We start from the raw sequence: 12,235 nt of genomic DNA on the forward strand, positions 1-12,235 counted from the left end.
TAGAAAAGTCCTTAACATTTTTGTTGGGGACTTTTATATTAGTAATATGCTCACCATAAATAATGACTTGACTGTGAAAGTCTAGTATAGGATTGAGAGTAAGGACTATTAAAGGTTAAATACTTTTAGAAGGTGATTAAAATAAAAGATGACATAGAAGTAAAGATAGTGAAGATAGAATGGCTTTCAAAAGAAGCGAATGAAGCGATTGTAACGTTTGAAATTAATAATAAAGAATATCGAGCATTTGGATTTCCTGCAAGTTTTGAGGTTGGAATCTCTTATAGAGTTGAATTTGATTTTTTAGAGGGAATAGATATTCAATGGGAAATCATGTTTAGTAAGAATAAAGATAAAGTGAAGGATTTAATTGTTAAACCAAATAGTATATGGTCTTACTCTGTATATGGAGAAACATTATCAATTAACCCTGTTATAGTTGATTGTGGTATTGCAGAATTTGATTTAGGGTACTTTTCAAGAGATGAGCAGTTAATAGGTGAATATATGTTTTTCGATATTGCAAGATTAGACATATATGAAAAAGATAAATGATATTATCTAAAAAGTTAAAAAACAAGAATTTGATATTAAAATGGTAGGTTTGAAGCATTTATTAAAATAGTAGAAAATAATATTAAGGAGGATATGCATGGATATTATTGTTACTCTAGAAGAATTAGAAAATATACTTAATGTAAAGTTTCCAAGGACTTTTCATGAGATATATAGTTCAGGGGCAATGGAATGGTTAAAGCATTCATATGATTGGCTTAATGAAAATAGAGAGGTAGTTGAAACGAATATAGAATCATTTTTTTATAGGGTTGGAGGTGATTGTGAACCAGTTGTTTTTCCAGAAATACAAGAAACAATAAATTACTTTAAGGAAATGCTAGAATATGATGATGACTATAAACTTGGAAAGGTAAAAATTAATCCTAAATATAGGTTTATTCCTTTTGCACAGATGGGTTCAGGAGATTTGTATTGTTTTTGGTATGAAGAGAACAAGCAAGAACCAAAAGTAACTGTATACGGACATGATACAGGAGATATGGATCTTTGGGCAAATGATTTTGATGAATTCTTATTTATTCAACTAGGAACATCTGTAGTAGATTGGGGAGATAATATTAATGATGATTCTATACAGGCCCATGCAAGGTTTTTAGAGGATGAATATAAAAAACTTTTTCAAAGTGGAGATGGAGAGAAAATAAAATCAATTATTGAAAGTATGGGTAAACCTAAGCAGATAGAATATCTTGTATAGTTGTATGAAGTAGGAGAAATTAAAGTGTTAAGAGATAATAGTTATTAGGATAGGTTTTAAAAGCCTATCTTATTTTTATAAAAAATATAATTAAAATTTGAATTGGATATGATTATAATTATATTGTACATGGGAAAGTCTAAGATTTTTTATTTATAGTAAGGTGAACCGCATCATAAATAAGGGAGGTTTTTTATTGTTTAAATACATAAACAAAATATGGTACAATTTGAATATAAAACAAACATTTAATTAATAAGTAAATAGCAACCTCTCATATTTGTACATTAGATGAGAGGTTTTTAAATATATGATTCACTATACTATTATTTGTAAGGAGATAGCTTAATGGAATGGTTAGAAAAATTAAATGAAGCACTAGGATATATTGAAGCAAACTTAGATGGAGAAATTGAGTATGAAAAAGCAGCAAAGATAGCATGTTGCACAGTTTATCATTTTCAACGAATGTTTTCATATATAGCAGGAACGCCACTATCAGAGTATATAAGAAATAGAAGATTAACAAAAGCTGCATTTGATTTACAAAGTGGAGATAAGGTAATTGATGTAGCCTTACGCTATGGTTATGAATCTCCAACTGCTTTTAATAGAGCTTTTCAAAAGATACATCATGTATCACCTTCAGTAGCGCAAAAAGAGGGAACCTTCCTTAAAGCATATCCTCCTATTAGTTTTAAAATAACAATAAAAGGAGTAGGAGAAATGGAGTATAGTATAGTTAAAAAAGAAGAAATTAGAATAGTGGGAGTAAAAGCACTATTAGAAAAGAATATTGAGAAGAATTTTAAATCTGTACCTAAGTTATGGCAAGAATCAGCACAAAATGGAACAATTAATCAGATAGTATCTCTTATGAATTCAGACTCTAAGGGAGTATTAGGGGTTAGTGCTTGTATGGATAGCTTAGAGAGATGGGAATACTATATAGCTGTAGAAACTGATAAAGAAGTACCAGAGGGGATGTATGAATATGTAATACCTGCAGGCACTTGGGCAGTTTTTCCTGGACAAGGTGCTATGCCAACAGCAATTCAAGAAATTGAAAAAAGAATAATTACAGAGTGGTTACCAACGTCAGGATATGAATATGCAGATGCACCAGATATTGAATTATACTTAAATCAAGATCCAGCTAATTCAAAGTTTGAAGTTTGGATACCAATTAGAAAAAATCAATAAAAGTTGAATGAAGTAACTATAATTATTAGTATTAGATGGGCATTTATATTAGATTTAAATTTTATTTTATTTTAATATAGATAAACTACTTTAAAAATTAATGTATATATCCATGGTATCTTAATTCACAATTCACAATGCAAAATGCACAATTATGGTGGAAATTAATTCTTTATAGATTAATTTCTTAAACTAAATTTTACTAGCACTGTATTGCTAGTCTCCACCTCTGGGGAACAGTAGTGAAACCCTTTGGGTTCCCCTGAGGTGCAGTATGGCCAGGAACAACACCTATTTATTTAACTAAAATAATGTAAATAGGTAATACACCTAAATTTACTGAAATTGTAAATTGTGAACTGTGAATTTTGAATTTAGTAGTCTTAATGACAATACCAATAAGTGTTAATTATTTTCAGAGATAGGTTAAATTTAAAACTGATATATCTATATATGAGGGTGGATGAAATTATATGGCAAACTACAAAGAGATAACTTGTACTACAGCATGTAATAAATTAAAAAGAAAAATACCATTTGCTTGGGATTTAAATATATATAGGGGGTGTGAGCATGGCTGTAAATACTGCTATGCTATGTATTCACATCAATATATGGGTTCTGAGCAATATTTTGAGGATATATATGTTAAAACTAATATTGTTGAACGATTGGAAGAACAACTCAGCAGTCCAACTTGGAAAAGAGAAGTTGTTAATATTGGTGGCGTAACCGATAGCTATCAACAAGCAGAAGCACAGTACAAAATAATGCCAGATATTCTACGATTGATGATAAAATACAAAACGCCTTGCATCATTTCCACAAAGTCAGATTTGATTTTGCGAGACTATGATTTAATTGCAGAACTTAGTTCTATTACTTATGTAAATGTTGCAGCAACCATTACTTGTATGGATGAAAATATTCGTAGAAAAATAGAGCCAAATGGTGTGGAATCCCTTAAAAGATTTGCTATGTTAAAGGAGTTCTCAAAGACAAAGGCATCCACGGGACTTCATTTTATGCCAATCATTCCATATATAACAGATGGAAGAGATAATATTGATGCTCTATATTCTAATGCTGCTGATTGTAGGGTTAGTTATGTATTACCTGGAGTACTCTATCTAAGAGGAAAGACTCGTCCGGTATTCTTTGATTTTATAAAAAAGGATTTTCGCCATTTGTATGAGCCATTACAAACCCTATATAAAACAGGTGGTGCCAACAAGGAGTATAAAGATAAGCTTTATATTATGGTTAATGAATTAAAAGGCAAATACAATCTTTCAGGTAGTTATTCAAAGCCAATGAAAGATAAATTAAATAAATCTACTAATGAGCAGCTCTCTTTTTTATAATCTCTTATATTATAAGCATATAAATAGATTGCATTAAGCCAAGTGACAGTTACTTGGCTTAATATCGAAGAAAATTTCATCAATTCACATCTTTAAAGTGGTATAACCTATACCATTTCCCCGGTAATTCTTATTCAAAATTACAATTCTAATTTTCATCCAGAAGGTTTCTTGTGTTTTCCAATACTAATTAACTTAATCGGTTATTTTGTCATTATGTTTATTCACTAGTATCTTTTTATTTTTTATCACATTTATTGGCCTTTTTAAGAACAGTTTTTTAAGCTTTTATCCACTATTTTTTCTGTAATATGAACCACTAAACTTATGGAATCATGATGAAATCTATAAAGATCAGATTAAGGTGAAAGGTAAAGTCATCACTGCTTCGAATTTCCTATCGTTAAATATGGAACCCATAAAATACTTAATATCACAATTAATATCAAAATAAAATATTAAATATGTGTTACTATCTTTAAAAAGGAGGAATGTTTGATGATAGACACCAATATGAAAAGAATACTTGATTTTGTCGAGAAAAATTTAACAGAGGATTTTTCACTAAGTGAATTGGCAAGACAGTGCAATTTTTCACCCTATTATTGCTCTGTTATTTTTCATCGTTATTTTGGTGAAACAATGAAAAGCTATATGCAAAAGCGACGTTTGATTTGTGCTGCAAGTGAGCTTAAAAGAAGTAATGACAGAATTATTGATATTGCGATAAAATACGGCTATTCGTCTCAGGAGGCATTTTCAAGAGCGTTTTCTGCTATGATTGGAATGTCGCCAAAAAGGTTTCGTGAAAATCCGCTACCGCTTGCTGTTTATCAGAAAAATAGTTCTCCACCATTTCAAAATAAGGAGAGTACAGCAATGAAAAATGAAACTATTAAGAATGTACAAAGTCAAATTGAAAGAAACTACCCCTTAAAAACATTGCATATTTTAAACGGTTTGTGTATGCTTGATTCTTTTCAAAGAGATAACTTGATGAATGAAAAAGCTGTCTATATTCCATTTAATGAAGCCATGTGCTGGGGTGAAACGGACGAAAAAATTTTCTCGCCTGAATTTATTGAAAAAAGAGCGCATTCCTTAAGCTCGACAATTGAAGGATATAAAAAAATTGTAGTAGAGCCATTAAAGCCGCTGTTTGATGAACAGTTTGACATTATCGTTTTATGGTTTGGTGATGATATGTTCTGCCAGATGAACTTTATTACGATTCTTTCGTATTTGGAGCAAATTCATTTTGATGGTGATGTACTTTTTTGCATGGCACAAGAGCAAAAGGATAAAATGCTGCCTGATGCTGTGGAAATTGATACAGAGGGTTATAATTATATCTATAAAACCATACTTTGTGATAGAAAAAAATGTGATGCAAAAATGCTGCCTGTCACTTATCAGGCAATGAATTTATATCTTGGCTACCGAGAAGAAAACAGTGATATCATACGTTATATCAAAAACAATCTTAATAAGAAAAATCTCGTAGAAGAACTACTTACACTGTTTTCACAGTACGGACTTGGAGATTTACAATATGAGTGGATGATTGAAGAAATAAAGAAGGAAAAAACCATATGAAAATTGATTAACTGTAGCGGCGAACAGTGTTCGCCATATATTATTAAATAAATGTTAAACTATAAGGCGTATTAAAAAGAACTAGCGAACACTATTCACCCCTACAATGTAAAAATCAGTTTTAAATAAAACTATTATTAGTTTGCTAAAGAAGTTAAATAGGGATAAGCGTGAATTTTCATTGATGTAAATCTACGCTTATCCCTATACTTAATTTCTGTTTTTATTATTTTATTGTTTTGAAATAATCTAGTCAGTATATAGGGTTCCACAATAAAAATTTAACTCATACATAATTTTAATTTCCATAACAAAAATTCTTTTCTATGAATGAAAAATTAAGGATGAAAGATGAAGAATTATGGTTAAAACTCAACTGCTAAAGCCTTTGGAGTTTTTAAAAAATAAATTTTATTTTAAGAAATTCACCTTTAGTGAATTTTTTCCTGAATTCTTCATTCTTCATTATTAATCCTTAATTTCTAAAGATCTAAGCTGTTTTTATAGAAAACTTATTTTCCAGAGTATATATTAAATTTTCACATTGTATCCCTATAGTGTCTGACCGGTTAATCTAATAAACTGTATCCTTCTTCTTGCAGCTTTGCTTCATGTGCAATGAGACCATTAACAATAGTATCTACGTGCTCATTAAATTCAACACCTAATTCTTCAGCAGATGTTATTAGTTGTTCTCGATTTACTGCTTTGGCAAAGGCTTTATCTTTCATTTTCTTTTTTACAGATTTGGCATTTAATCCTTCAAGTTTTGTAGGACGCATTAATGCAATTGCAATGATGAAGCTTGCCATTTCATCCACTGCATGTAGACATTGACGTTCTTTTGAGTCTCTTGGGATTTTAGTTTCTGAAGAGTGAGAAAGAACACTTGCAATAAATGTTTCATCAAAGCCTGCAGCTTCAAGAATTTCAGGCGCACGATTTGGATGTTCTTCAGGGTATTTTTCAAAGTCAATATCATGAAGCAATCCTAATAATCCCCAATAATTTTCATCTTGCCCAAATTTTATTGCATAAGCTATCATTGCGCCTTCAACAGCAAGAGAATGTCTTAATACACGGTCTGTTTTAACATGTTCTTTTAATAATGCTAATGCTTCTTTACGTTTCATATGTACCTCCTTTTTAAGCTAAAGTTAATAGTAACTTTTTGACTTAGTTCATTAATTTTCTATAATTGATTTTATATAAACTTGCCTATTTAATTAAAAACTGTTGATTTCAATTTGTAAAAATAAAAATATAGATAAAAATTAGGCAAGTATTTAACAGAGCTATTTTTTAGATAATAAAATTTTATAATGATTATATTAAATTTGGTTATTTTTTAATTTTAAAATAGTTATTAGCTAAAGAAATAATGAGATAGAACAATAGACAAGCAATAGTGCCATAACAATATTGACAATTTTATAATTTTTTATAAGGAACTTTTGAAAAATAGAGCCAAACAATGCCCAGCAGCAGGTTCCTAGAAAGCCAATAAAAGCAAGAATTAAAGAAAAATATAAAAGCGTAAATGTAGATTTGTAATAAGGCATTATAAATGTTGAAACTGTTGCAAGACTATAAATAATAACACTAGGATTTACAAATTGTAAAAGTAATCCCGATAAAAGTGTGTTTGTACGCTTTTGTGTCCTATCGTCATTTTGAGGGTTACTTTTGTAGATTTGCCATGCAAGCCATAGAATATAAGCTGCACCAACGTAGGCCATAATTGATTTAATTGATGGGATATAGTCATAAAGTATTACACTAAATATACTGCTTAGAACAAATATAGTAAATACACCAAAGAAAACACCTACATTAAACATTATGCTTTTCTTAAATCCGTATCGGCCTGCATTTGACATTGATATAATAGTATTTGCCCCAGGAGCAAAGTTTGCAATAAGGACATAGGATAAGAATGCTGTGAGATTTGGCATGTATATTTACCTCCTAATTTTCGTATGATATAATATACAAAAAGAACGATATATTATACTGTACAATATAATGATACTATTTGTGCAGTATACTGTCAATGAATTGGAGGTTAAATTTTGGAAAAGCTTAATTTGATTATTGCGAAAAATTTAAAAAGACTTCGTGAAGAAAAAACACTTAGTCTTAATGAGCTTTCGAAGATGACTGATGTAAGTAAGAGTATGCTTGGCCAGATTGAACGATGTGAAGTAAATCCTACTGTGTCAACAATATGGAAGATTGCAAATGGACTTAAAATATCATGTACTGAACTTATGAGCATGCCTGAGGCTGATTTTGAAATTGTAGATAAGTCTCAAGTACAGCCACTTATTGAGGACGAGGGCAAGATTAGGATATTTCCTGTATTTCCTTTTGATAACACAACTCGATTTGAAACCTATTCTATTGAGATTGATACTAAAGGACATCTAGCTTCGGAAGCTCATCAACAAGGTACCCAGGAATTTATAACTGTATTTTCTGGAGAGCTTACTATAAATATAAATGGTGAGGATTTTGTTGTAACAAAGGGTAATTCTATACGATTTAAGGGGGATAAATCTCACGTTTATAAAAATATAGGTGATACAATTTGCTCAGTAAGTATGGTTATTTACTATCCAATGTAGGATTTCATTTTGCTTGTTAATAAGGTTAGGATATATAGTTTAATTATATGAGTAGTTATTTTGTGTTATTAGAATTATTTGATATTCAGCCAGGTGATACATTACTTTTAATGGCTGACAAAAAGTGTGCAAGATAATGGATGGATGAATTTTGCTAATAGGATTTTTGCAGCATAGAAAAATACAGAGGATCCACAAGACGGGGTATAATATGGATAAGGAAAAAGTAGTAATTGCAGGTGCTGGTATCCATCTGTTTATATTAAAGGACTTAGTAATATAATTTTATCAGGCCAATGGATTAGTCCACCAGGTGGACTTCCAGGGGCAGCAATTGCTGGCAAATTTGCAATTCAAAGAATTCTTAGTAAAGAGAAGTGAAATATTAAGATATAGAATAATATATAAATTTATGGAAGCATCATTTATGTAAAAAATATAAGAAATTTAAATTTAAGAATATTTATTTTGTTTTAGGGAATAAATTTAATTAATTAAATTAACTAAGAAAGAAAAGATTTAGTATTTACTTGAAAATCAGTATGAATATATATATAATTAATAAATAATAAAATATAGCAAAAAACAGTGATTATAAAAGCTACGATTTATGAATTTCTTCAGAGAGCCGATGGATGGTGTGAATCGGTGAAAGGTTAGATCTTTCCACTTTTGGAGCTGTCGGTGATGAATCGAAAGGGTGGTATCCTCTATAATACTAATTTCGAGTGGCTGATTTTAAGTATTTATCAGCAATTTGGGTGGCAACGCGGATACCTTCCGTCCCAGTTTATATATTGGGATGGGGGTTTTTTTATTTTATGGTTTCAAATAATAATATATATATTTAATCAGGAGGCAAAAATATGTTAGATTTAAGATTTGTAAGAGAAAATCCAGAGATTGTTAAGCAAAACATAAAAAATAAGTTTCAAGACAATAAGCTAGATTTAGTAGATGAAGTAATTACTTTGGATGCTGAGTTAAGAGATACAAAAAAGGAGGCTGAAGCTTTAAGAGCTAATAGAAATAAGATTTCAAAGCAAATCGGTGCATTAATGGCTCAGGGGAAAAAGGAAGAAGCAGAAGAAACAAAGAAGCAGGTTACTGCAAATTCAGAGCGTCTGGCTGAATTAGAAGCAAAAGAAGATGAATTAGAAAAAAAAGTTAAAAAAATTATGATGACTATTCCAAATATAATTGATCCAAGTGTACCAATTGGAAAAGATGATAGTGAAAATGTAGAGATAGAACGTTATGGTGAACCTGTCATACCTAATTTCGAAATTCCATATCATACTGAAATTATGGAGAAATTAAATGGAATTGATTTAGATAGTGCTAGAAAAGTTGCTGGTAATGGTTTTTACTACTTGATGGGCGATATTGCAAGACTTCATTCTGCAGTAATTTCTTATGCTAGAGACTTTATGATAAATCGTGGTTTTACATATTGTATTCCACCATTTATGATTCGTAGCGAAGTTGTAACTAGTGTTATGAGCTTTGCGGAAATGGATTCTATGATGTATAAAATCGAAGGCGAAGATTTATATTTAATAGGAACCAGTGAACATTCTATGATTGGCAAATTTATTGATACCATATTACCAGAAGCTTCTTTACCTCAAACATTAACAAGTTATTCACCTTGTTTTAGAAAGGAAAAAGGAGCTCATGGAATAGAAGAAAGAGGAGTATATAGAATTCATCAATTTGAAAAGCAAGAAATGATTGTTGTATGTAAGCCTGAAGACAGTATGATGTGGTATGATAAATTATGGCAAAATACAGTAGATTTCTTTAGATCTTTGGATATACCAGTAAGAACTTTAGAATGTTGTTCCGGAGACTTGGCAGATTTAAAAGTAAAATCAGTGGATGTAGAAGCTTGGTCTCCTAGACAAAAGAAGTATTTTGAAGTGGGAAGTTGTTCTAACTTAGGTGATGCACAAGCCCGTCGTCTAAAAATTCGTGTAGATAGCGAAAATGGAAAATACTTTGCACATACATTAAATAATACAGTAGCAGCACCTCCAAGAATGTTGATTGCTTTTTTAGAGAACAACTTAAACGAAGATGGCTCTGTAAATATTCCAGCTGCACTACAACCATATATGGGCGGTATGACATTGATTAAATAATAATAACGGCAGCGCATTGAATTTTAAATTTGATGTGCTGTTGTTATTTTTGGAATAATATGCAATTAAAGTGATTTACTGTAATTAAACTATTTTCAGTATTTATAATCATATTAATATGTACAGTAATTTAATATAAGGCTATGATATAATTTAGATGGCAAAATTATTTATATTTTAAGAATATGGGGTGACAATAAGTATGTCATATAAAGATGAGGGTAAGTATGATAAGGAATTATATGAAAATTTGAGAGTTGACTGTGAAAAATGTTTTGGGTTTTGCTGTGTTGCATTGTATTTTTCAGCTTCTGAAGGGTTTCCAATAGATAAAGATGCAGGTAAGCCTTGTATAAATTTACAATCTGATTTTAAATGTGCTGTTCATAAAAGTCTTAGAGAAAAAGGGCTTAAAGGATGTACTGCTTATGAATGCTTTGGAGCAGGACAAAAAGTTGCTCAGGTTACATATGAGGGACGTGATTGGAGAAATAATTCAGAAACTGCAAAACAAATGTTTGATGTGTTTTTGGTTATGAGACAACTTCATGAAATGTTATGGTATCTAACAGAAGCGCTGAGGATACAGTATGATAGTGGTATAAAAGAGGAAATCAGCTACATGATAAGTGAAACCATGAGGATTACTAATCTAGATGCTGATGATCTCATAGAACTAGATATAGTATCACACAGAAATAAAGTTAATGCTCTACTTTCAAAGACTAGTGAACTTGTGAGAAATAAAGCTCGTAAAGGACAAAAAACTACTTTAAAACGTAAAAATACAATTGTTGGAAGGTTAAATCTTATTGGTTCAGACCTTAAGAAAGTCAATCTAAAAGGAGAAGATTTGAGAGGGGCATTTCTTATTGCAGCAGACCTTAGAGAAGTGGATTTAAGTGGTGCAGATCTTATTGGCGCTGATTTGAGAGATGCTGATATAAGAGGGGCTAATATCACAAATAGTATATTTATTACGCAAGCTCAGATTAATTCTGCTAAGGGAGATTCTAATACAAAACTACCAATATCATTAATTCGTCCTACATATTGGGATAAATAATTAACTTAGAAATAAGTTTTAAATCCAATATAATAATGTTGTGGAATTTTTACTGACAAACTAAGGAGTACAGAATTCTAGCAATAAGAATCCACCAACTAAACTAGTGGATTCTTATTTGAATTATAGTAGTGTAATATCTAAAGTGTTTGTTGGGTAGATGAAACTGTTATTTCTAGTACTCTACTTAGAAAAGGAAACTTTTCTTTCATCATATCAAAATCTAAACCTGATTCAAGGAATTTTGCAGTTCCTTCAATTAAAAAGCCTGTTCCTAAGCGTTTATATCCCATAACTTTTTCGCTTCCTATAGTAACTTTAACTTTGTTATTTAGTTCCACATTTTTTTGTGTTTTACGCATGCCAGCAGCTGGTATTAATAATCTACCATCTTCAGTTACATTAATATATGAATTCCAAGTATTAACCACATGAGCTTCGTTATTGCTCCAAGATACAATAGCTACTACTCCTTCATGAGAAATAACCTCAAGCAATTTTTCATTTAACATTTCTATTCCTCCTTATATATTAGTTACATTAGTCATAGCACTTATAAGTACCCTCGTCCCTTTTTCTTTTTGCGTTTTTAGATACGAAAGATCCTTCTATAACATTTTCATAACCTTTTTTTAAAATAATATTTTTAATATAGTCAACATGAGGACATCTATCATAGTGATTATTGTCCGTTGTCATACAAGAAGATAAGTGTATGGCAACTTCATCTTTACTTATATTATTTTTAATTCTTAATTTTTTAGAAAGATGCTCTAATTTAGCAGCAATTCCCTTTCCACAGCAACCACCACATGTGAAAGAAATATATCTAGTATCGTCATCATAGTTTCTAAAAATTTCGTCCTTATTGTAAAAAGCATTTGTGCAAGCAAAGCCACTACATCTTCTATGTGCAATATGGCACTGAATAATAACTACATATTTTGTACTCATTCATC

Annotated in this window: 12 protein-coding genes; 8 read left to right on the top strand and 4 right to left on the bottom strand. The window is 30.5% G+C overall.

The window, feature by feature from the left end; genetic code table 11:
- Positions 1-132 precede the first annotated feature (132 nt).
- The 5 genes from ACWPW7_RS03330 to ACWPW7_RS03350 all read left to right on the top strand — a co-directional run bounded on the left by ACWPW7_RS03330 (position 133) and on the right by ACWPW7_RS03350 (position 5,439).
- Complete coding sequence (locus ACWPW7_RS03330) at positions 133-555, top strand: hypothetical protein (RefSeq protein WP_454052349.1); 423 nt, start codon at positions 133-135, stop codon at positions 553-555.
- Between the two features lie 97 nt (positions 556-652).
- Positions 653-1,276, top strand: coding sequence for an SMI1/KNR4 family protein (locus ACWPW7_RS03335; protein WP_454052350.1), 624 nt, complete (start codon positions 653-655; stop codon positions 1,274-1,276).
- A 348-nt stretch (positions 1,277-1,624) separates the two neighbouring features.
- Positions 1,625-2,479: an AraC family transcriptional regulator gene (locus ACWPW7_RS03340; protein WP_454052351.1), complete on the top strand. Its 855-nt coding sequence runs from the start codon at positions 1,625-1,627 to the stop codon at positions 2,477-2,479.
- A gap of 473 nt (positions 2,480-2,952) precedes the next feature.
- Entirely contained in the window at positions 2,953-3,843 is an 891-nt protein-coding gene (locus tag ACWPW7_RS03345) for a radical SAM protein (RefSeq protein WP_454052352.1), read from the top strand.
- Between the two features lie 498 nt (positions 3,844-4,341).
- Complete coding sequence (locus tag ACWPW7_RS03350; protein WP_454052353.1) at positions 4,342-5,439, top strand: helix-turn-helix transcriptional regulator; 1,098 nt, start codon at positions 4,342-4,344, stop codon at positions 5,437-5,439.
- A 569-nt stretch (positions 5,440-6,008) separates the two neighbouring features.
- Here the strand turns inward: ACWPW7_RS03350 and ACWPW7_RS03355 are convergent.
- Positions 6,009-6,572: an HD domain-containing protein gene (locus ACWPW7_RS03355; RefSeq protein ID WP_454052354.1), complete on the bottom strand. Its 564-nt coding sequence runs from the start codon at positions 6,570-6,572 to the stop codon at positions 6,009-6,011.
- A 237-nt stretch (positions 6,573-6,809) separates the two neighbouring features.
- A complete protein-coding gene (locus ACWPW7_RS03360) occupies positions 6,810-7,394 on the bottom strand; it encodes a LysE family transporter (protein ID WP_454052355.1) in 585 nt (194 codons plus the stop codon).
- A 117-nt stretch (positions 7,395-7,511) separates the two neighbouring features.
- On the opposite strand from ACWPW7_RS03360, the gene ACWPW7_RS03365 reads away from it, so the two are divergent.
- The 3 genes from ACWPW7_RS03365 to ACWPW7_RS03375 all read left to right on the top strand — a co-directional run bounded on the left by ACWPW7_RS03365 (position 7,512) and on the right by ACWPW7_RS03375 (position 11,276).
- Positions 7,512-8,066 (top strand): helix-turn-helix domain-containing protein, encoded by a 555-nt coding sequence (locus ACWPW7_RS03365; protein WP_454052356.1) that lies wholly within the window; start codon positions 7,512-7,514, stop codon positions 8,064-8,066.
- A gap of 866 nt (positions 8,067-8,932) precedes the next feature.
- Positions 8,933-10,210, top strand: a complete 1,278-nt coding sequence (gene serS / locus ACWPW7_RS03370; RefSeq protein ID WP_454052357.1) for a serine--tRNA ligase — start codon at positions 8,933-8,935, stop codon at positions 10,208-10,210.
- A gap of 202 nt (positions 10,211-10,412) precedes the next feature.
- On the top strand, positions 10,413-11,276 hold the full coding sequence (locus tag ACWPW7_RS03375) for a pentapeptide repeat-containing protein (protein WP_454052358.1): 864 nt from the start codon (positions 10,413-10,415) through the stop codon (positions 11,274-11,276).
- A gap of 140 nt (positions 11,277-11,416) precedes the next feature.
- Here ACWPW7_RS03375 and ACWPW7_RS03380 read toward each other — a convergent pair whose 3' ends face one another.
- Positions 11,417-11,788 carry a pyridoxamine 5'-phosphate oxidase family protein gene (locus tag ACWPW7_RS03380; protein WP_454052359.1) on the bottom strand — a complete coding sequence of 124 codons (372 nt, stop codon included), beginning with the start codon at positions 11,786-11,788 and terminating at the stop codon, positions 11,417-11,419.
- A 28-nt stretch (positions 11,789-11,816) separates the two neighbouring features.
- Positions 11,817-12,230: a CGGC domain-containing protein gene (locus tag ACWPW7_RS03385; RefSeq protein WP_454052360.1), complete on the bottom strand. Its 414-nt coding sequence runs from the start codon at positions 12,228-12,230 to the stop codon at positions 11,817-11,819.
- Positions 12,231-12,235 lie beyond the last annotated feature (5 nt).

This window comes from Clostridium sp. Marseille-Q7071 (assembly GCF_965112025.1).

Excerpts from the sequence above, each read along its gene's own strand:
- ACWPW7_RS03335 (WP_454052350.1), top strand. The coding sequence starts at position 653 with ATGGATATTATTGTTACTCTAGAAGAATTAGAAAATATACTTAATGTA.
- ACWPW7_RS03340 (WP_454052351.1), top strand. The coding sequence starts at position 1,625 with ATGGAATGGTTAGAAAAATTAAATGAAGCACTAGGATATATTGAAGCA.
- ACWPW7_RS03345 (WP_454052352.1), top strand. The coding sequence starts at position 2,953 with ATGGCAAACTACAAAGAGATAACTTGTACTACAGCATGTAATAAATTA.
- ACWPW7_RS03350 (WP_454052353.1), top strand. The coding sequence starts at position 4,342 with ATGATAGACACCAATATGAAAAGAATACTTGATTTTGTCGAGAAAAAT.
- ACWPW7_RS03355 (WP_454052354.1), bottom strand. The coding sequence starts at position 6,572 with ATGAAACGTAAAGAAGCATTAGCATTATTAAAAGAACATGTTAAAACA.
- ACWPW7_RS03360 (WP_454052355.1), bottom strand. The coding sequence starts at position 7,394 with ATGCCAAATCTCACAGCATTCTTATCCTATGTCCTTATTGCAAACTTT.
- serS (WP_454052357.1), top strand. The coding sequence starts at position 8,933 with ATGTTAGATTTAAGATTTGTAAGAGAAAATCCAGAGATTGTTAAGCAA.
- ACWPW7_RS03375 (WP_454052358.1), top strand. The coding sequence starts at position 10,413 with ATGTCATATAAAGATGAGGGTAAGTATGATAAGGAATTATATGAAAAT.
- ACWPW7_RS03380 (WP_454052359.1), bottom strand. The coding sequence starts at position 11,788 with ATGTTAAATGAAAAATTGCTTGAGGTTATTTCTCATGAAGGAGTAGTA.
- ACWPW7_RS03385 (WP_454052360.1), bottom strand. The coding sequence starts at position 12,230 with ATGAGTACAAAATATGTAGTTATTATTCAGTGCCATATTGCACATAGA.